Origin of the sequence: Trueperella sp. LYQ141 (assembly GCF_046599555.1) — a bacterium.
GTDB lineage: Bacteria > Actinomycetota > Actinomycetes > Actinomycetales > Actinomycetaceae > Trueperella.
This window is the reverse complement of record NZ_JBKIWQ010000001.1, coordinates 122,064-142,296: the sequence shown is the minus strand read 5'-3', so window position 1 is coordinate 142,296 and position 20,233 is coordinate 122,064. Positions and strand designations below refer to the sequence as shown.

16 protein-coding genes and 1 CRISPR repeat array are annotated in these 20,233 nt (G+C 50.4%); of the genes, 3 read left to right on the top strand and 13 right to left on the bottom strand.

Features of this window, described 5'->3' with window-relative positions; genetic code table 11:
* Positions 1–2 precede the first annotated feature (2 nt).
* Positions 3–1,622, top strand: coding sequence for a class I adenylate-forming enzyme family protein (locus tag ACLHIJ_RS00635; RefSeq protein WP_411298221.1), 1,620 nt, complete (start codon positions 3–5; stop codon positions 1,620–1,622).
* A gap of 118 nt (positions 1,623–1,740) precedes the next feature.
* A CRISPR array of direct repeats spans positions 1,741–2,800; the repeat unit is 36 nt; unit sequence GTTGGGGATCTGTTACCTTTCCCCTTGATATACTTG.
* Between the two features lie 49 nt (positions 2,801–2,849).
* Here the strand turns inward: ACLHIJ_RS00635 and cas2 are convergent.
* Genes cas2 through cas9 form a run of 3 tightly spaced genes read right to left on the bottom strand, consistent with a single transcriptional unit; the run spans position 2,850 to position 7,487 of the window.
* Complete coding sequence (gene cas2, locus ACLHIJ_RS00630) at positions 2,850–3,170, bottom strand: CRISPR-associated endonuclease Cas2 (protein WP_411298220.1); 321 nt, start codon at positions 3,168–3,170, stop codon at positions 2,850–2,852.
* Positions 3,170–4,069, bottom strand: coding sequence for a type II CRISPR-associated endonuclease Cas1 (gene cas1 / locus ACLHIJ_RS00625; RefSeq protein WP_411298219.1), 900 nt, complete (start codon positions 4,067–4,069; stop codon positions 3,170–3,172). Before cas1 ends, cas2 begins: the two co-directional genes overlap by 1 nt.
* Before the next feature lies 1 nt (position 4,070).
* A complete protein-coding gene (gene cas9 / locus ACLHIJ_RS00620; protein WP_411298383.1) occupies positions 4,071–7,487 on the bottom strand; it encodes a type II CRISPR RNA-guided endonuclease Cas9 in 3,417 nt (1,138 codons plus the stop codon).
* A 1,180-nt stretch (positions 7,488–8,667) separates the two neighbouring features.
* On the opposite strand from cas9, the gene ACLHIJ_RS00615 reads away from it, so the two are divergent.
* Positions 8,668–8,787, top strand: coding sequence for a type II toxin-antitoxin system mRNA interferase toxin, RelE/StbE family (locus ACLHIJ_RS00615; protein WP_411298382.1), 120 nt, complete (start codon positions 8,668–8,670; stop codon positions 8,785–8,787).
* A gap of 216 nt (positions 8,788–9,003) precedes the next feature.
* Here the strand turns inward: ACLHIJ_RS00615 and ACLHIJ_RS00610 are convergent, their stop codons facing one another.
* The 4 genes from ACLHIJ_RS00610 to ACLHIJ_RS00595 all read right to left on the bottom strand — a co-directional run bounded on the left by ACLHIJ_RS00610 (position 9,004) and on the right by ACLHIJ_RS00595 (position 11,051).
* Positions 9,004–9,237, bottom strand: a complete 234-nt coding sequence (locus tag ACLHIJ_RS00610; RefSeq protein ID WP_411298218.1) for a hypothetical protein — start codon at positions 9,235–9,237, stop codon at positions 9,004–9,006.
* Positions 9,238–9,602: 365 nt separating this feature from the next.
* Positions 9,603–10,238, bottom strand: coding sequence for a radical SAM protein (locus tag ACLHIJ_RS00605; protein WP_411296715.1), 636 nt, complete (start codon positions 10,236–10,238; stop codon positions 9,603–9,605).
* Positions 10,239–10,255: 17 nt separating this feature from the next.
* Positions 10,256–10,504 (bottom strand): hypothetical protein, encoded by a 249-nt coding sequence (locus tag ACLHIJ_RS00600; RefSeq protein WP_411296666.1) that lies wholly within the window; start codon positions 10,502–10,504, stop codon positions 10,256–10,258.
* A 103-nt stretch (positions 10,505–10,607) separates the two neighbouring features.
* The gene (locus ACLHIJ_RS00595) at positions 10,608–11,051 is read right to left on the bottom strand and encodes a MarR family transcriptional regulator (protein WP_411296665.1); all 444 of its coding nucleotides are present in this window, start codon (positions 11,049–11,051) and stop codon (positions 10,608–10,610) included.
* Positions 11,052–11,184: 133 nt separating this feature from the next.
* Between ACLHIJ_RS00595 and ACLHIJ_RS00590 the strand changes: the two genes are divergently transcribed.
* A complete protein-coding gene (locus tag ACLHIJ_RS00590; RefSeq protein ID WP_411296664.1) occupies positions 11,185–12,054 on the top strand; it encodes a MurR/RpiR family transcriptional regulator in 870 nt (289 codons plus the stop codon).
* A 33-nt stretch (positions 12,055–12,087) separates the two neighbouring features.
* Here ACLHIJ_RS00590 and ACLHIJ_RS00585 read toward each other — a convergent pair whose 3' ends face one another.
* From ACLHIJ_RS00585 to ACLHIJ_RS00560, 6 genes are all read right to left on the bottom strand, one after another.
* A complete protein-coding gene (locus tag ACLHIJ_RS00585) occupies positions 12,088–13,428 on the bottom strand; it encodes a lyase family protein (protein ID WP_411298217.1) in 1,341 nt (446 codons plus the stop codon).
* Positions 13,429–13,454: 26 nt separating this feature from the next.
* Positions 13,455–14,819: a C4-dicarboxylate transporter DcuC gene (gene dcuC, locus ACLHIJ_RS00580; protein ID WP_411296662.1), complete on the bottom strand. Its 1,365-nt coding sequence runs from the start codon at positions 14,817–14,819 to the stop codon at positions 13,455–13,457.
* A 478-nt stretch (positions 14,820–15,297) separates the two neighbouring features.
* Complete coding sequence (locus ACLHIJ_RS00575; RefSeq protein WP_411298216.1) at positions 15,298–16,284, bottom strand: tripartite tricarboxylate transporter substrate binding protein; 987 nt, start codon at positions 16,282–16,284, stop codon at positions 15,298–15,300.
* Between the two features lie 184 nt (positions 16,285–16,468).
* Positions 16,469–18,100, bottom strand: a complete 1,632-nt coding sequence (locus ACLHIJ_RS00570) for a tripartite tricarboxylate transporter permease (RefSeq protein ID WP_411296660.1) — start codon at positions 18,098–18,100, stop codon at positions 16,469–16,471.
* A 12-nt stretch (positions 18,101–18,112) separates the two neighbouring features.
* Positions 18,113–18,664 carry a tripartite tricarboxylate transporter TctB family protein gene (locus tag ACLHIJ_RS00565; RefSeq protein WP_411296659.1) on the bottom strand — a complete coding sequence of 184 codons (552 nt, stop codon included), beginning with the start codon at positions 18,662–18,664 and terminating at the stop codon, positions 18,113–18,115.
* Positions 18,661–19,677, bottom strand: a complete 1,017-nt coding sequence (locus ACLHIJ_RS00560; protein ID WP_411298215.1) for a 4-hydroxythreonine-4-phosphate dehydrogenase PdxA — start codon at positions 19,675–19,677, stop codon at positions 18,661–18,663. Before ACLHIJ_RS00560 ends, ACLHIJ_RS00565 begins: the two co-directional genes overlap by 4 nt.
* Positions 19,678–20,233: the final 556 nt, after the last annotated feature.

Below are 20,233 nucleotides of genomic sequence, written 5' to 3'. Positions count from 1 at the left end.
TCATGCTAAGTGGAGATACCCTGTGGAACGATGAGGTTACAGCAGGGCTTACAGAAGTCACTCTTTATGGGCGAACCGTTCGCACCTACGCCGGTGCACCACATTCGCTCTACCATACCTTGGCGCGCACTGCCGAGCGTTTCGGTGAAAAGGTTGCCATCTATGCGGAGGATTCCAACCGTTTTACCTTTGCCGACGTGAAACGCTATGTGGATAACTTTGCCGCATTTTTACATTGCGAGCATGGGATTGGGCGCGGGGATCGCGTCGGGGTACTACTCGATAACGGCATCGACTTCGTGACAGCGTTTTACAGCGTGAATCGCCTGGGAGCAATGATCGTCCCACTGCCCGGCAAATTTCGAAAAAATGAGATCCTGGCGCTTATCCAACAGGCAGATGTGAAACTGGTGATCTGCCAAAAAGAACAGGCGGGATGGTTTGCAGATATTCCAACCTTGACCACGAATTCCACGTCCTGTGCTTTCGGCTTGCTTGAAACAGAACTAGCCGGTGAACACACCGCCAGATGGGCGGCAGCTCTCACAGACTATCCCCTACCCACCTGGGAAGATGACGCAATCCTGCTGTTTACCTCAGGCACGACGTCACAGAGCAAAGGCGTGGTTTTAACAAACCTCAACGCGATTCACGCCATCATCTCCTATGAACGCACCCTGGCGCTGACCAGCGAGGATACTACGATCATTGCTGTGCCGATCTACCACGTCACTGGAATGATCGCGATTATTGGGCTGTTTATCTACTTAGGCGGTTCGATCCATGTGCAAAAACGCATGTCTGGTCGGCCGTTCGTGCGCGAGATTGCGGCGTCAGAAATTAGTTTCATCCATGCCTCCCCGACGGTGTTTGCCCTCATGCTAGAGGAGCGAGATCGTTTCCCGGAGCTGCCTTCGGTGCAGAAGATGGCGTGCGGTGCTGCGCATATGCCGGTTTCTCGGATCTTAGCGCTTCATGAGTGGATGCCGCAGATGCAGTTCCGCACAGTATATGGTCTGACGGAGAGCTGCTCACCAGCTTTTGTGTTCCCTGTTGACGCTGCCACGTCAGAACATCTGGGGAGCTCTGGGAGGCCAATCCCGGGGCTAGATGTGCAGATTCGCAACGATTCGGGCGCGGAAGTTCCTGAGGGGAGCTCGGGAGAGATCTGGATGCGCGGGGCAAATATCGCTCGGTGTTATGACAAGCTGACCACGCCCGCTATGACAGGCGACGGCTGGCTGGGAACTGGCGATATTGGGCGGATTGATCCCGATGGGTATATCTCTATTTTGGACCGTAAGAAAGACATGATTAACCGCGGCGGCGAAAAGATCTGGTGTTTCGATATTGAGGAGGAGTTGCGGCGCCTGCCTGAGATTGCCGACGCCTCGCTAGTTGGGGTGCGCGACGCAGTGTATGGGGAGGTTCCAGCGGCGGCTGTGGTGCTAACTCCGGGCGCGGTATTTGATCGGGAGGCGGTGCGCGAACAGCTCAATTTGCGGCTGGCCCGTTATCAGGTTCCGGTGTATTTCCGAGTGCTTGAGGAGTTACCGACGACGGCCGGCTCGAAGATTGATAAACGAGCAATTCGGGAGCTGTTTGCCGAGGAAAACGGGTGAGGTGACCGGATAACAAACGGGCAACTGCGCACTATAGAGTTTGCTGCAGAACCTCATTGAATACCTTTACCTTTCCCCTTGATATACTTGTTTGTTAACCGCTCAACCGTCTAGCCTGGTTGGGGATCTGTTACCTTTCCCCTTGATATACTTGTGGGAAAGACGCAGGAAGATCAACTTAAGTTGGGGATCTGTTACCTTTCCCCTTGATATACTTGACCGGCTCGGGCGGCTGGCACCTGTACTGTTGGGGATCTGTTACCTTTCCCCTTGATATACTTGAATCACGCTTGAATGCGTCATAGTCGAAGTTGGGGATCTGTTACCTTTCCCCTTGATATACTTGTCCTCCTCCGAACGACGCAACGCTTTAGGTTGGGGATCTGTTACCTTTCCCCTTGATATACTTGAAGCCAACCGTGCCGGTCAGCTCGACCAGTTGGGGATCTGTTACCTTTCCCCTTGATATACTTGCGATGATGGAGAACTACAAGACAGCGTAGTTGGGGATCTGTTACCTTTCCCCTTGATATACTTGACCGGCACTATCGACCAGGCCGCACACGGTTGGGGATCTGTTACCTTTCCCCTTGATATACTTGATCTAGCTTTTGATGGCGTGGAGGATTAGTTGGGGATCTGTTACCTTTCCCCTTGATATACTTGGATCCTCGCGATGATCGCAACCCATCAGGTTGGGGATCTGTTACCTTTCCCCTTGATATACTTGAACCGAGTGACTATATGAGTAACCGAGTGTTGGGGATCTGTTACCTTTCCCCTTGATATACTTGAAACCTCCAGCGGCCCACTGGTCGAAACGTTGGGGATCTGTTACCTTTCCCCTTGATATACTTGCTCACGAGATCATTCCCCGCCCCTGGACGTTGGGGATCTGTTACCTTTCCCCTTGATATACTTGTCTGACCAGTTGCTTCTCGAATCGTTGCGTTGGGGATCTGTTACCTTTCCCCTTGATATACTTGGTAGGGGTTGGAGCTTGCCCGTGGACCAGTTGGGGATCTGTTACCTTTCCCCTTGATATACTTGAAAAAGTTATCGAGGAACATCTCGTATAGTTGGGGATCTGTTACCTTTCCCCTTGATATACTTGACTCTCGCGCGGCAATCGAGATTCTTGAGTTGGGGATCTGTTACCTTTCCCCTTGATATACTTGTGCTATGCCATTTTTCATTGCAATTAAGCCACAATCTGGGGTTAATAAGCTAGAAAAACATTAATTGTTGCGGCTTTTCCGCATGAAATTCCTGTATTTCTCCATAAAATCTCTGCATATTTGCCCATTGGCGATCACTAACAAACAGAATACGAACCTTTGCCTGGTACGGCACACGATTGCGTATTGCACGCAGAGTCGGAACTCCAGTCACCCCTGTGGGTAAATACTTTGCATAGACGCTATACTGCACCATACTAAAGCCATAATCTAATAAAGTGTTCCGAAATCTCGTAGCAGATGCTCGTTGCTCAGCGCTTTTCACCGGAGCATCAAACATAACTAGCGCCCACATCGGATCATCTGCCACTAGGTCTCACCACAACAGGGCTTCCATGAGGGAATTTCAAACTCAGCTTCATCGTCTTCTGCATACTGCCCAAAACTTTTTGCCACTCTTTCCAGCACGCTGGGGATTGTATACCCCTCTGGCGAAAAAGTACCTGCAGCTATAGCAACAAGCTCTGCACGACAATCGACCACATCAACTGCTCCAGCTTCAATAAGATTCCACACCCCAAGGTCGACTGCAGGTCGAACAATTTCAATGATGTCATCTGCAAGACAAAACATATTTTCTCGATGACGATGAAACACTCCAAAACTTGGCTCTAAACCTGCTGCTAGAACTGCTCGTATAGCATGTCCACGCGCAATCGTGTAGGCATAGTCCAGTAACCCGTTAATTCCTGCCCGACTCCCTGCGTTACGGGTGAAAGATGGACCAAAAATCTTTTTCCAGTAATACTGTGCTGCACGTCCCTCGATATTCTCTGAATCTCCAGAACGAACCTTTCTCATAAGATTGAGTAAATATCTCGATTCCTCCCCAATCGCCTCAAGCGCTATAGCCTGGTTATAAATCTTTTCACGAACAATTATTTTCCATGCATTCTTTTGGCGAGGTAGTGACAGGGTTCCTTGTGCACGACGACGTGCAGCAATTCTCGAGTGATCCCTCCAGCTATACGCGCCACCCTCTGGAACTCCCCGCCAGTCACATAACAGAACGGCTGTTCCCTCTTGCATTAAACGATGGAGCACTGCACCAGAAAGACGAACATGCATTCCTAGCAACACACATGCAAGGTCACTGACACTAATCCGCACAGGATCTTTACCCTCTGCTGTAACCACAACTGCGCCTCGTTCACTACGAAGATTACAGTGCGCAGCTGACAGATCCAGAACCTGCCATAGTTCTTGCATGTTAATCCTCTATACACCAGCTAACAGGCAAATGGCCTGCATAAGAGTATCGTCGTACTCGCCCATGAGCATCCCGTCGGTTAATATTAATTACCCCGTAATCCTTAAATAGCGAATTAACTGCCACACGCCATCCTCGACTGCTAACAACCTTAGAAATCGCAGCTATATCTTCGCAGCTAAAGACCGGCGGTGAGACATTTTCTCGTCTCCCTCCCTCATCTCGCCAGGCTTTTGCATCGCGGTCCAAAGAGCTTAACTCTTCTCCAGAAATATAAATCGGTTTAAGCGTCAATTTAGAGGAATCTTCATATCCAGTTATCTTCCATCGTTTCGTCTCAGGCAATACGCGATAATATTCCCCTATTACCCCTTCCATCTCAGGGAGAGAACCTAATTCAATCTCATCATGGCGAACTAACCATCCCAAATATTCCGCTTTACCTTCGCGGATGGCTATCCGTAAATTTATATGAGCATCCCGCATAGAGGCTGAATATTGCGGCAACTCCCATGCAAACACATCTTCTCTACGTGCTCGTTTAAGATCTGAAGCAAAAACACGCATCATATAAAAACGCGATTTTGCTTTCTCCCGAACTCGATATATTCGCACGTGATGAATGGAATTTCCGATGCTCACCGCACCACCACGCACTACAATCTGTGGAGATTTAGAAGGGAATAACGGGATCAGATCTTCTGCTCTATACTCTGTTCCATTAACCCGGATTCTACGCTCAGGGTCTATTGGTAGTTCAACTTTTCCCGTCTTCCAAACAAAACACGGATCGTGTGTTAACGCCACCCACATCGCACCTGAAGCTACTCGATCAATTTCCTCACGTGTCCATTTATCACCGAGTTTTTTGTAAACCAACGGGGTAATCGTTGCCTCATGAATAGCCCCTACCGCGGGACGTAAACGCAAATAGTTATGCACAGTCACCATATCGTCATTCAGCGCCTCTTGACAGAGCTGAGCCAAAGCCGACATATGTTCTAACCATTGAGCGTAGATTTTCTGCGCAGCAAAATCCCTTCCAACAAATTCTTTCCACGTACGTTGAGATCCAGTATCTTCTTGATTTCTTCGCAACTCACTGCGAATAGCCAAAGTCTCTGCAACACTATGACGCATCATTGAAATAACTGCTGCGTCAATCGCATGATGCCGCCGATCCATACGATGCTTTCCTCGTCCACCAATCATTTCGATATGGCGAAAACGAGTTCCTCTGCGGGCTTCAGATGTTAGTGCACCTCGATACACCCGTACTGATACCTTATGAGTCGGACAATAACTAAAGTGCGCTTCAATACGATGAGCAAGCGCCTTCGCCATCCACGCCACTGACTCCATTGAGCGCGCATCAATTGGCTCATCGGATTGCTTCTGCCTAATACGCTGAGCTACTGCCTTCTTAAACGCTCGAAATGACGACGCATTCCAATCAGGGTCTTTAATCCAAAAATTAATCCGCCGCAACGCTTCCGCACTAGAAACACCTTCGCGACCACACTTTGCGACCCATACCGAAAACAGCTGATTTGACTTATCACGATTACAATCACGGCAAACAGCTACGAGATTTTCTCGCCGATTCGACGATCCTTCACCTTTACGTGGAACAATGTGGTCCATTTCCGCAGTCGATAGAGTTATCTCTGCTCCACAATACAAACATTCACCATTTTGCCGTTGAAGCGCTCTATATCTACGAATATCTGCGCTACTTGGAGCAGGATAGAGCTGAATCCCACTGCTATCAGACAGTCCTTTTAGCTGGTCACTAATTTTCTCATTCTCTTTAGCCGAAATATTGTACGAATACATGATTTCCCGAGCTTGTTTCTCTGGAACCGCCCCATCACGAACATGCTCAATATTGATGGCGATTGGAACACCCCACCGTTGCTCTGCCATAAGAATCCAACGATTAACGATCTTCAGTACTCGATCAACCGCTGGATGCCCTAATGGTGCCGAAATAGGCTCGGCTGGGGGTTTCCAATCACCCGTGATACCAAAAGCTGCATGTAAAGCTTCATACACACCGCAATTGCGCTCTCGCATTTCTTTGTTAATAATTTCGAGCGACTCAATCGAATATGCCGCACGTCCAGCAGGCAAACGCATAGCATCCAGCTTGTCAAGATCTGATTCAGTAAGAGATCTCAGCAAAGTGACGATTTCATCGTCGCTCTCCTCACCATCAAGAGGGATATCAATGTCAAGATCACCGACAAGTTGTGAGATAAAACGCCCTTGTTGCTCTGGCGTCCATATCCGCCAGGCCTCTCGTACATCTCTAACTTTACACGCACGTATTATCTCATTTATTGCATTAATCGGTGGACGAGCTGCTACTGTCTCCCCATCTTCAAATTCGTACGCCGTTCCACGTAAGTTGTGGCGTTCTAGACCAAGCACATCGGCCACATCTGCCCAGGAAGGGCGCTCTTCCCTCTCCCACGTCATCAATAAATCCACCACACGATCCCGCTGGCTTTGATCTAATGACTTTTCCTCACCATTTGGCATCTTAACGCGCATGTTAGCGACCACGCTAAGAATACGATACTCCTGGAATACCGGATGAGCTTTCGGAGCACGGCGGTATTGTTTTTGTCCAGGAAGCGGATCTCTACCAACTCGTTCATTCGCCGAACCCCGGGGAGTCTTGGCAGCAAATACCGCATGAATCAACCTTGCAATAAGACCCTCATCTAAGCGCTGCACTTCTCCAATTATTCTCAGTTCACGCGCCTGATCGGATTGCATGAGGCGAGGCAGTAATGGGATTGTTCCGCTCTTTTCCGCCGTCTTTTTCTTCCTTAAATTCACTGCTTCTTTTTGCAACAGACACCATACCAGCTGGCCGACCGTCAGTCCCTCAGGGAGATCTTTAACAGCCAACTTTTCTTGAACTCTCTGGTGAAGCTCCAAATATTGCTCACTGACGATCTGATTATCTTGGATTGACAGCGCCTCAGCTCTTTGCCAGGGAGAACGCCACCCTCGATGCCGCGCTATATGACGTACAGCAGAAACCAGCATTTGCTTGCGCGTATCATCGTCCTCAATATAAAAGGTCGCTAACTCTGCACGGTTTTCCCAGGACTGGTTAGTATCATCGGCCTGCGGGACGTCTAATATCGGCCACCCTAATTCCTCCATTAGATTTTCGACATCACGCAGCCGCTTACGACGTTGACGCTTTGCTCGACGCATACGTCTTGCCAAACCAGAAGTAGCTAGACGAGTTTCAGCAGTCTTTTGAGCATCTGGATCGACACCAGCATCGTGAATAATCGTATTCATTGCGAGCAAACGCAACGGAGCAGAATTCCCGTCTACCTCAAGTGCACAAAATCCAACAGAGTTTCGACCTACGTCAATTCCCACCCGATACATTTTCTGTTCATCAGACATTACTGTGCGCGTACTCATAGGTCTATATGTAACATAATTGCAGAGTAGTTTTTGGCGAAATAGGTTTCTCAGAATGATTATTTCTCAAATAAAAACTTGATAGGATTGCGCGCATTATCTAGATAATCAGCTTTACCTTATCAGCTCGAATATTTTGACCGACCACTGCCACTAACTAGAGATCAACAATCTCAACAGGACAACGCTGAATCAACGTGAAAATCGGAGCCAGCAAGCTGACTCCGAGGAGAAATCCGAATCGCCTATACCAAGCCTTAAAGCTGTGACGATTCTTATTGGTTATCTGTTACCTTCTCCAGTATAGCCCTCCCATCTCAAGATTCATAGTCTTGTACTTGTTAAATTATCTCGACACATTTCTACTAGATACTTGCTGAATTATTTTCTGCCCAGTGGCCAAAAATAGCAGATAACATACACCTTAAACACTCAGAATTAGGAACTTAAAACATATGTTTTCAAGAACAAAAGAGCTGACAATACATATGCCTAAGAGAAAACCAACAGAACGCACATGTTTCCATCAAGTAGTCACAACACCCATTCGTTGAGAGTTAACCAGAGCATCAACTACAACGCCACATCCAGCAAGAAAATCTGCGGAGCTACCACACCACTATAGCTCAGACCATATGACGCATTGCGCTAACAACGTTTCAGAGCCGGTCTACGATTCATGTGTACTTGTTATCGCCATAAAATCATTAATTTATTCGTGCAAACACCCTATGCGAGGAGATGCAATATGGCTACAACAAATATCAGCATCCACATGGATGAAGCCCTGAAAAAGAAGCAGAGCAATTGTTTGGCGAGATGAGAATGAACATCTCCGCTACATTCAACATCTTCGTGCGTCACGCTATTCGCGAGCGGCTATCCCTTTTCACATCCAGCTCGGTCAGCCTGATCACGAGGCAATTGCCGCCATGTTGGAACCAGAGCGGATTGCAAAAATCTAGCGTTCCTGGCCATACAACTGCGCGTGAATCATTTGCTGCGGCACTGAGCGAGGACGGTTAATGCCACGGCTACACAATTAAGTATTCCTCGTGCTTTCTCGCAACTTAAAATTGCTAATGAATACGGAAAAACTCGATAAGCTGAGAGCAAGCGTCAACCTCCTGGCAAGTGATACACCATCACCAGGAACTATCGAGATCACGCACTAAGCAGCAACTCTAGCCATCGAGAATGCCATATAGAGCCAGACTGGTTATTCATCTACTACAAACAAGACGACGTCATGTTTTGCCCGTAGTTGCAACCGGAAGCCAGCCAACCCCCCCCAAAAAATCACCTTTAATACCTAGCGCTTCATATCCGAGTAACGGCTAATCCCCAGCAACCCTCAACACAGCAGCATCCTCCTACCCGCCGCAGCAAACACGTCTTGACTTCACGATTAAACGCGCGGGGCGCTACCTCACACGTAACGCCCCGCACAGCAATCTTTAGCCCGAGCTAGGAACACACCCTATCGCCGCTTACGAATATAGAGAATTCCAGCACTGACTGCGGAAACCGCAAACGCAGCAACGGAATACTCCATCCACTGCATCGCCCGTATGACGTGTTCAGGTAAAGGGCCTACACCCGCTGCGAAAAGTTTCTGCATAGCATCAACTCGGTTATAGCACGCGCCAAGAAAAATAATTCCAAACGCTAGCCCCAGAAAGATAACTGCTCCAAGGATTTTGTTTACTTTCATCTCGCACCTCACGACCGTATAACCAAACAGCTCCTTAAACACCATTTGCGATTTATTTGATTAGCAATCCTAAAACATCTTTGCCATAGGATTAATGAAACGTATCACACCCAATCTGCCGCTGCAATACCTAATTGCCGGTGGATTATCTGCTTTGCCCTGACGCCTTACATACCCAATCACCAGCAACAACACCAAAACAGCGCGAGTGCGAATAAGAGGAATCCTGCGCCGAGCAACACCCGAATGTAATGCCACAACGCTCCTACCGCCACCCAATTCGGCTACCTACAAAACAAAAACACGCCACAACTACTCACGAACACGCGCCTATCGCAACCCTTAAAGCCCCTAATCCACCCACATTACGAGGCTTTATTCCTTTTCCCAGTATTGTCACTACCTCTAATTTGCTCGTGATATAAGTAGTTGATAATTCCGAGTTTTCCGGGCGGCATTCGATGATCGGGTAAGTAATTATCGAAAAGCTGGTGCCCATGCTTTTGTGCATACGATTCAATATCTAGTAGCTGTTCGTCCCAATATTCATAGTTTTTACGCTCATAAATATCTCGATAGAGCGGGATTAATCCAGGGCGAGTTTGCCGAATATAGTTGAGAATATCGCTCTTGAAACCGCCTCGCAGATTCAGATTTTCTAGCCACACATAATGACACCGATCTTTTACCTGTTCAATAATCTCGACGGGATCAGTGATGCCCGGAAAAATTGGCGAAATAAAACAAACGGTTCGCACTCCGGCCTGATAAAGCTCCTGCATGGCCGCCAAACGCCGTTTAATCGTAGCCGCATGCTCCATATCACGCACAAATTTTTCCTCAAGGCTATTAATTGACCAGGCTACGGTGACGTCGGGCATGGTCGTTAGTAAATCTAGATCTCGCGTCACCAACCCAGAGCGAGTACAAATCAAAATTTTTGCCCGAGACTCTTTTAGTTGCTCCAAGATTGCTCGAGTGCGGCGAAACGTTTTCTCAATTGGTTGATACCCGTCAGTTACCGAACCGATGACAATACGCTGATCGTCATATTTATGTGGTCGCTAAGCGGTTTCCACTGTTTCACATCCACAAATTCGCCCCACGGCTCCGGATGGCGAGTAAACCGCTTCATGAACGAGGCATAGCAATATCGGCAGGCATGAGCACATCCCACATAAGGATTGACGCTATATCCCCCAACTGGCAGCTGCGATTTAGTCATAATCGATTTGACGTTGATCTCTTTGATAATCAGCTCGCGCATTACCTTTCCTTCACCTACTCCAACCAACTCAGCACCCCAGCTATTTCAGCAAACCTGCCAACTCCAGCTACTCCAACCGATCCAACGAGTCCAACTGATCCAACTACTCCGAGTACTCCAACCGCTTCAAATTTTCCACCGCACGAGTTAAAAGCTCCTCACACATACGACGTTCTTCAGCGCTAAAGCCCGCAAAAAACGCCTCAGCCATCTCGTCGGAAACCGCATAATAGGCTTCTTCTAGCTTTTGGGCTTCTCCAGATAAGCGAATGAGCGTAGTACGTCGATCTTTAGATGATTGCACTCGGGAAACCAACCCAGCTTTTTCCATTCTGTCAACCATGGACGTTAAAGTGGCGGCAGCTAAGCCGGTAGCCTGCCCGATTTCCCGCAAAGATTGCCCGTCGTTATGCCATAGCACATACAGGATTCGCCCTTGCGCCCCATTAAAAGCGTCAATTCCATGCTGATTCAAAATTCGGGCAAACCGCCGGTCTGCCAGTTGTTTTGCCTGAGCCAATACGTGCCCCATACATGTACGACGCATATTCAGCCTCTCTTCTCACCCGCTTATAATTCTATATAAGAATATACTATATCGAATTATTACTGGCGAGCCACACCTATCAGACGGGCAAGGTCAAGCTGTAGCATTCCCCCTATTCACCTAGAATACGTCTATGAGCACCGGACGTAACACGAGTCTTTTTGACCGCCTGAGTACACTAGGCAACCTATCCCCCTCACAACAGGTGCTTGCTGACTATTTCGTGGAAAAATACCCCAATCTAGCCTTCCGCAACCTAGAAGCAATCTGTGCAGATACCCAGCTATCCACCGCTTCCGTAACTCGATTCGTTCGCACCCTTGGCTACAGCGGATTCCGCGATTTCTCTCGTCAACTTCAGGCCGAAGTGGCAGAAAACTTTGACCGCCCCCTGCAACGCGAAGATCCCCACCGCTTCGCAGCCACACACCTCGTCGGCGATCATTTACATCGAGCCGCCACCGATATGCAACGAACCGCCGAATATATCTCAACAGAAACCTTCGACACTGTTGCCGCCCTAGTCTCCGACCCTCACCGCCCACTATTCCTCGCCTCTTTTGCAAGCGGGCGCTCCCTGATGACCTACTTTGCACTGCTCGCAAAATATCGACGTCCCAATGTTCGCCTACTATCTGGCATAGATATGACAGCCCACGACCTCCTCGATGCCGGCGAAAATGCCGTCCTTCTCGTAACCAGCTTCGACCGCCATTCCGCTGCCATGTATCGCATAATGCACGCCGTCAAACAGCGAGGCGGGACGACCATACTGCTGACAAACCGGCAAACAACGCCACTGCGAGTACACGCCGACCACATGCTGACAGTACATTCTTCCTCCGCGCGATTTAAGAGCCGCGCGAGCATGATCGTCGTCTTAGAAGCCCTCCTTGCCGCTATGGCCGAACACAACCCTGATCTCGCCCAACAGCGCACCCGCGAAATCGAGGAAATCATCGATCAACTCGAACTTTTCATCCTTCCTCACATAGATCAGTGACGAAGAACTGACGACGGACCACGCTCCCGGGCGCTACTCTCCAGCCGCAACTCCTCGGGCAATATCAACAGATAACCCTAAATAGGATCGCGGATCTAAAGCCTCCTGCAGGTCTGCAACTGCCGAATCACTGAGCGCTAAATCCGTGCGTTGCCCGATATACTCCGCCAGGGAAATCCCTTCACTGCGCTGGGCTTTCGCAAATTCTTGAATAAGATCATGCGCCGCCTCATGGCCAATCCTTGGCGCGAGCACCATCATCACCGATTCACTCATCAGCAACTCACCGCCATTTTTCACCCCGTCGCGCAGCTTTTCCACGTCAAAACTCAGGCGAGAAAACAACCCTAGGAGTTTCGTCAGGGCACCATCAATATGGGTGAAAATTTGCCCCAGCGCATCGCGTTCCACCTCTAGCTGCCGATGATCCCGTTCAAAAGTTCCTGGCGGCGCAGTCAAAACCGTCGCCGCTAAACCGGCTGCCAGCCGAGCATTGACGCTGACTTTCATCGTGGTAAACGGATTAAGTTTTTGCGGCATTGCTGACGAGCCGGAACTATGCGCATCCATCTGCTCATGGGCTTCTCCCATATCCGATTGCTGCATGGCAAATAAATCTTCGGCAATTTTTGCCAAGCTCTGCCCTAAAATCGCCAGATTGCAGCACAATTCCGTAATCCCGTCGCGCGAAGCATGCCAAGGCACAATCTCAAAAGTCAGCCCTAAACGCTGAGCTAGCGCCTGCGCCACACGAACGCCTTGCTCTCCGGTGGCCGCATACGTCCCCGCAGCCCCCGAGAACTGAATCATTGCGGCACGCTCAACTGTTTGCGCCAGCCGCGCCTGCGCCCGTTGCAGCTCGCGTAGCCAACGAGCAAACCGCATACCGAGCGTGGTCGGCAGGGCATATTGCCCATTCGTGCGCGCCACCATTAACGTTTGCGCATGTTCCCCTGCAAACTGACGCAACCTGCCAATGAGCTCCTTAAGTTTTTCATCAAGAACGCCCATTCCCATCAGAATCTGACGCGCCCGAGCAGTATCGAGAATATCCTGACTCGTCGCCCCATAATGCACGAACCCTCTGGCTTCTTCGGGGATCTGTGCGCGAATCGCATCGAGTGCCGCAACAAGTGGATTACCTACTTTTCCAGCCGAAATTTTTGCCACTAACTCGTCAGTCATATACGCATATTCGACGATTATTGCCGCAAAGCGCGCCGGAATAATACCGAGTTCACCCTGCACAGCCGCGAGTGCCGATTCTACCTCTACGACTCGCGCAATTGTTTCTCTTTCTCCCCATATTTCAGCCATTTCATCGCTGAGATACCCCTTGCGGGTTAGCGAGGAATTCAAAGCACCGATTGGCATGATGTTCTCCTTTGCGTTTGGAGTAATTAGAGCAGGATCAAGGAGGCTGCCAGCATGACGATAATCCCAACGAGCATTGGCGCAAGTGTGCGCTTAACGAGTGCAATGGGAGAAATTCCGACGCCACCAGCAACAGCAATAACGACTCCTGCTATCGGAGAAAATGATCGGAATAGCCCGCTGGCAAACTGCATTGGGGTGACGAGAGCTGCCGTCGATCCGCCTAATCCGGCAGAAACATCGGGAGCGAGCTTGGCAAAAGCAGAAAATGCTCCAACACCGGATCCCGTCAAGAACGTCACGATACCAACGATAAGGGTAAAGAGGATCGTCACGATCACCATTCCGGCACCCACTTTTGAGGTAGCTTCAATGAGGTGCGCAATAACACCAGTATGGGTTATTCCCTGAGCAAATATCTGCGCTGCGATAATCAAGGACACCACCGACGCAAACATTGAGCCCATTCCGCTGAAGAATTCTGTGGATTCTGCCAGTACCGCCGATTCACGTCGGCGAATCAACTCCACGATAACGGCCAATAGCCAGGTAATAAAGAAAGCCGTCACCGTCGATAGCTCAATATTGTCGTTCGTCAGCGGGCTAAAAATGACGAGCATAGCGATGGGCAAAACCAGGAACAGCGCGTAGTAGCGCGGCGCAATATTTTTCGGGGCTTGCTTTTTCAGCACCGGGGTTTGATACACCTCTGTGCCTTTTCGGTCGAAATAGCGTTGGGTGAAGTAGTGGGTCAACATCACGGCGATCATGGCAGGAACGGCAACAAGAAGCTGATTTTGGGTGAAGTACACGACGGGGGACATCTTGGCAGTGTCGGCTGCGAGAACCGTCGTTCCGGTAGCTGGCCCCATTGGCAGGCCTGAGGAGGTCGCAATGACTGCGGCAGCGGCGGCTGGGGTCACGCCTGCTTCGGTCAGAATAGGTACCAGAAGAACCAGCAGGAGGATTGCCAGCCCGGCGGCGGAGGGGATAACCATGAAGAGCACCTGCCCGAGTAGGTAGGCAACCATCAGTAGCAGATAAGGTTTATGTATTTTCGCAATCGGTCGAGCTGCTACTGATACCAGGGCGCGCGAGGCGCCGATTTTATTCATATATGCCGAGAAACCGCCTGCTGCCATAATAATCAGACCTACACCAGTAAGTTGACTACCAGCCACCTTTTCAAAGAGGGTGAAAATATCAAAGAAACGAGAGCCAGAAGTCGCTTTCTCGTCGAGGAGTTGCAGATCCGGTTTAGCAATGACGGAAACTGCCGTCAGGATAATGCCAGTAAGTAGCAAGACGATGACTGGCTTGTGACCTTTAATTAAGAAATATCCGGCAGCGATAACGCCCATTATGGCGCAGATAGTAAGTACGGCAGACATTGGCGACCTCTTATTTTTATGTAACACATCGACGCTGATGAAAAATTAGTAACTTATTCAGTACTAATTGTTAGTAATATAACCCCATTAGACCGGCGTGTCAATAATCTGACATTAAAAACTGAAAAACATCGAGAGAAGTCACCTAGGTGCAAGATAAGCTGGAAGCCCTGCCTACATACTTTGACAGTTTACTAACATCAACGCACAAGGAATACGAGATATAGAGCCCTAAAAGCACGATAACTGACGGCGCCCCAACTGATGACATCTCACCGAAATCGACGTACGAGGCACATACTTACCCACAACACAACGGCACATATCAAGGCGAGGTATCACCCAAAGCTCGTGCTGGCTACTACAACCAAACCCAACACACAACTGGCTATACAAACCCAACACGCAAAAAGAGGGGGCACACCCGCAGGCGCACCCCCTCCATCAGCACAAAACAACTAGGCCATATATCAGGAAGCTACTTCGCCTCCCCCAAACCAGCCTTGAGATCCGCCTCGTACTTTTCTAAATATTTGACGAAATCATCACCGAATAGCGGGTCGGTCTGCATATAGTTCGAGGACATGTACTCCTTGAAAGAATCCGACTCAGCGTACTTCTTCGCCGCGTCGATCCAGTAGGCCTTAGCCTCATCACTGATACCGCCCGGCGCAATAACACCGCGGAACTGAGCGAAAGTCACGTTAATCCCCTGCTCAATCGTCGTCGGAATGTCCTTCAATTCCTCATAGTCATAACGCTTATCAGCGATAACACACAAAGGCTTGAGATCACCGGACTGCAACTGACCCATAACCTCACTCGGGTTCGTCAGCGCCACATCAACATGCCCGCCGAGCGCCGCCGCGATAGCTTCTCCACCGGATTCATACGGCACCCGCTGGAACTGAACCTTTTGATCCTTCTCAATCAAGCCGAACTGGATTGCGTCATTACCCGTCACGCCACCAGAAACGGCAACCTTAACAGCTCCCGACTTCGCTGCGCTCACCACGTCAGCACAGGTGGCATATTTAGCAGCTTTCGGCACGACCATAATCGTCGAATCCTGCCCAACCTTCATAATCGGGGTAAAGGAGCGCCACGTAAAGGGCACATCCTCCGTTAACGGCAGATTCACCAGCGCCGTCTCCGTTGCTAGCAAATACGAGGCATTGCCCTCGTTACCCATGAAGCCGGCGTAGCCAACCGCGCCACCGCCGCCTTGATGGTTCTCTACCGAGATCGACTTACCGATAACTTTCTCCAACCCCGAGGCAATTGCTCGGCCAGATAGATCCGAGCCACCACCAGGGGCCATCGGCACAATCATCGTCAGTCGGTTGCCCGGGTTGAAATCCGAGCCGCCCTCCGAGCTTGAACCGCCTGATTTGCCGCAGCCACCGAGGGATACGACGAGCAGGCCAGCAGCAGCAATAGCCGCATACGCACGCTTTTTCATCATGATGTCACTCCTCAATATGTCGTCATTGACAGTTGATTATTTAGTTGTTTTTAGTTCTGGTTACTATCAGGCGATGACGGGATAGCACGGCTGACGCACTCGCACCGGAATCTGGATCCACCGCTATGAGGCACAGCGCCGAATCTGCACGCTCACGCCCACTGCGCTATCCCGCACATACACCTCACCCGTCTACACTCTTCGTACCAAGCTTCTCATCAGCTATTTCGCCCTTGGTTAGCTCAACTTCCACGACATCTTCTGCCGAGGTTTCCATCGCAGGAGTTTCTACTGCGGGATTTTCCGTCGCAGAAGTTGCGCCAGCACGCGCCTTCTTCTTACGCCCTATCGAGTTCACTCGCTTAGCCAGCGTCGGCACCAACATAATGAGCAAGGTCAGCACCAAAATGCCCACAGCCAGCGGTTCACGGAAGATAATCGTCAGATCACCATTCGCATACGAGGACGTCTGAACCAATGCGCGCTCAGCCATCGGCCCTAAAACCAGACCCAAAATGAGCGGAGCCGTCGGATAGTCGTACTTCTTCAAGAAGAATCCGGCGATACCAGCAAGGAACAAGATAGATAGAGCAAACAGATTATTACCGACGGCAAAAGCGCCCATCATTGAGAAGAACAAAATTGCCGGATACAAGAACGAGTAGTTCAACCGTAAAGCCTGAGCGAATACCGGAGCTAACGGCAAGTTCAGGATCAGCAAGATGACATTACCGATGAAGAATGACGTCAACAAGCCCCACACCAAAGTCGGCTGATTTTGGAATAGCAGCGGTCCCGGCTGGACGCCATACATCACGAATGCTCCCAGCAACACCGCAGTCGTCGTACCACCCGGAACACCGAGCGCCAACGTAGGCACGAAGTTCGCATTCGCCGCCGCATTATTTGCCGACTCAGCCGCCGCAACGCCTTGGATTGCCCCCTTGCCGAACATTGCACGATTCTTACTGGTCTGCTTTTCCACGCCGTAGCTGACGAGAGCGGCAAGCGTTGAACCAGCGCCCGGCAAACATCCCAACAGGAAGCCCAAGCCAGAGCCACGCAAAATCGAGGGCATCGACTCTTGAATATCGCGTCGCTTAATGACCATATCGCGCATTCTCGTGCGGATTGGCGCTACCCCACCAGCACCGACCTGGCTCACAACTTCACCGACGGCAAAGACGCCGATCATCACAACCACAAAGTCAATACCACCGAGCAGGTTGACACTGCCGAACGCAAAGCGCGACTGTGCAAAGCCTGAGGACATGCCAATCGTGGATAGGAACAATCCCAGACCCGCCATAACCAGACCTTTAGCGAGATTATCGCCGGAGAAGGAGATGATCGTCAGCAAGCCCATAATCATAATGGCCAGCATTTCAGCAGGGCCGAACTTAAGGGCAAAGGTCGCAATCGGAGCAGCAACGAGTACTAGCAGTACCAGCGAAATGATGGCAGCGATGAAGGAACCAATTGCGGCAATCGCGAGCGCCTTGCCCGCCTGCCCTTTTCTCGCTAAGGCATAGCCGTCTATAACGGTAGCCACCGCATTCGCGTCGCCTGGGGTGGCGATAAGGACCGCCGCAATAGTGCCGCCATATTGGCATCCATAGTAAATACCGGCAAGCATGATGAGCGCCGTTACTGGCTCCATGCTCAGGGTCAGTGGCAACAATACAGCAACGCCCGTCGTCGCACCCAAACCAGGCAGCATGCCGATGACGGTACCCAGCGCCACACCGATAAAACACCACAGCAAATTATCGGGAGTAAGCGAGGTCTGGAATCCCAAAATAATGTTGTCAAGCATGAGCTGCCCTCCTTAAACCAGATCAAGCATGCCGGTTGGAAGCGGCACATCGAGGACGAGTACAAAGACGCCATAGCCGAAAAGGAAAGCAATAACGCCAGCAATCACCCCTTGCCACCAGGGGCGCTTCTCAACCAGGACGATCAATCCGGCAACCATCAGGCATAGCGATAACAGTAGGCCGATAAACCGGCAGAGAACGAGAGTAAGGAAAAGGGCGAGGAATACTTTAATGACGTTCGCATACTTTGCCCAAAACCCATCTGTTGTTGCGGCTGTAGGCTCTTCGCTTGCCACCGCGGCAACCGGAGCACGCAAGGATCTCGCCATATCCCACATCGATGCCACTACCGTCACTAACCCAGCAGCGAAAGGCATAAGCCCCGGGCCAACCAGACCGTTTTTATCTTGCAGTCCGTAGCCTAGCCCGGCAATGAGGACGGCGATTCCCACTCCGAGGAAAACACATTTGACAACCCATTCGCCGACATCGAATTTCCGCGTCGGGGCTGGGCGATCAGAGCGATCATCTACCACAGAATTATCTGACGTCGTGGTACTCATTGCGCAGCCTTACGCTCTTCCATTGTGCGCTTGCCCAAGGAAACAGCAATATCGAAAGCCCGCTGGGACGGACCAACACTCGCTTTGTTTTGCCCGACGATGTTGTATGCCGTGCCATGTGCCGGAGTGGCAATAGGAACGGGCAATCCGCCTTGAACCGTCACCCCGCCGTCAAAGCCCATGAGTTTCATCGCGATCTGACCTTGGTCGTGATACATCGTGACCACGCCATCGTATTTACCGTCGCGAGCGGCAATAAAGATCGTGTCGGAGGGGAATGGACCTTCCACGTCCATACCCTCGTTGCGCGCCAAGGCAATACCGGGCGCAATATGGTCGATTTCCTCCCGACCGAACTGCCCAGATTCACCGGCATGTGGGTTCAATGCGCAGACGCCCAACCGAGGATTATCCACGCCACTGCCCCGAATCACGCCGTCCAGTAGCCGGATCGCCTCATAGACTGAGCGCGCATTAATCCGCTCGGATACCTCTTTAATGGCACAGTGCGAGGTCACCCGAGAGGTCGTCAGCGAACCGGCGAAATTTAGCTCCGAAGTGGTGCCATGATAGTCGAGTTCTTTAGCGAACCACCGCAGTTCGTCTTCTTCGTGCATGCCGGCGTCATGCAATGCGGATTTGTTCAGCGGCAAGAACATAATGGAATCAACTTTGCCGTCTTTGAACATCGCTAGGCAATCGAGCAGATCACTCATGACGCGAGTGCCACCAGCAACGCTGGCCACGCCCCGTTCGACCGGCTGATCGGCATATTTTGATTCGACGAGCACGATATTCCCGTCGCCGAACTGATCGGCAGTTGGGATTGTTGCGCCTTGCTCGTCGGCAAATCGCTGTAATTCTGCCGGTGAAGCCATGAGGTAAATATTGGCTTTCCGACGATTTTCTTCATTCGATAGCAGTTTGATAGCTAATTCAGGTCCTACACCCGATAGGTCGCCTAACGTCATTACCAGACGAGGACGGTCAGTTTCACAGGTACATCCACCCACAGCACTTCTCCAATCACGATCCCCTTTTCGCGCGCTTTGCATGGATACGCGAAGAGAGCATCCGTCGTTCGTTTGTTGTGCACAGCAGTTTTTGCGTATGACGCAGCAGCCGCTGCAGATTTATGTCTGTCTCCTTTGCCAGCTCTATATGTCACCATCGACATATTTGCTATTAGATATATCATATAGGATTTTAAGGAGTCAATGATTTTATCGAATTGTTAAGAAGCTATTTTCGCTGTGATGGCAGGGAAAGGTATGGGACGCCGCTTAATGCTAGGAAAAGCTGGCAGGGATCCAATACTCAGCCGCAAGGTAGGGCTAAACGCGCATACCAGTTAAAGCATAACACCGCGAGTATCGACGGCGTAGCCGCACTACACAAGATTAGGGGCACGGGCAATTACTCGCAGCTCAGTTGATAATCCATGTTGCTTATCGGTAACACGATGACGCAAGGGGCGTTACGAGATTAGGAAACGGGTGGGGGTGTGCTGCTTACGCCCTCAAACCGATAACCTATGGCACTTACCGCCTAGGCTTATCCATGCTGCCT

What these genes read in the sequence shown, in the direction of transcription:
- cas9 (WP_411298383.1), bottom strand. Translation starts at nt 7,487, where the DNA reads ATGTATCGGGTGGGAATTGACGTAGGTCGAAACTCTGTTGGATTTTGT.
- ACLHIJ_RS00595 (WP_411296665.1), bottom strand. Translation starts at nt 11,051, where the DNA reads ATGCGTCGTACATGTATGGGGCACGTATTGGCTCAGGCAAAACAACTG.
- ACLHIJ_RS00575 (WP_411298216.1), bottom strand. Translation starts at nt 16,284, where the DNA reads ATGATGAAAAAGCGTGCGTATGCGGCTATTGCTGCTGCTGGCCTGCTC.
- dcuC (WP_411296662.1), bottom strand. Translation starts at nt 14,819, where the DNA reads ATGTCTGCCGTACTTACTATCTGCGCCATAATGGGCGTTATCGCTGCC.
- ACLHIJ_RS00590 (WP_411296664.1), top strand. Translation starts at nt 11,185, where the DNA reads ATGAGCACCGGACGTAACACGAGTCTTTTTGACCGCCTGAGTACACTA.
- cas1 (WP_411298219.1), bottom strand. Translation starts at nt 4,069, where the DNA reads ATGCAAGAACTATGGCAGGTTCTGGATCTGTCAGCTGCGCACTGTAAT.
- ACLHIJ_RS00565 (WP_411296659.1), bottom strand. Translation starts at nt 18,664, where the DNA reads ATGAGTACCACGACGTCAGATAATTCTGTGGTAGATGATCGCTCTGAT.
- ACLHIJ_RS00600 (WP_411296666.1), bottom strand. Translation starts at nt 10,504, where the DNA reads ATGCGCGAGCTGATTATCAAAGAGATCAACGTCAAATCGATTATGACT.
- ACLHIJ_RS00635 (WP_411298221.1), top strand. Translation starts at nt 3, where the DNA reads ATGCTAAGTGGAGATACCCTGTGGAACGATGAGGTTACAGCAGGGCTT.
- ACLHIJ_RS00570 (WP_411296660.1), bottom strand. Translation starts at nt 18,100, where the DNA reads ATGCTTGACAACATTATTTTGGGATTCCAGACCTCGCTTACTCCCGAT.
- ACLHIJ_RS00585 (WP_411298217.1), bottom strand. Translation starts at nt 13,428, where the DNA reads ATGCCAATCGGTGCTTTGAATTCCTCGCTAACCCGCAAGGGGTATCTC.
- ACLHIJ_RS00610 (WP_411298218.1), bottom strand. Translation starts at nt 9,237, where the DNA reads ATGAAAGTAAACAAAATCCTTGGAGCAGTTATCTTTCTGGGGCTAGCG.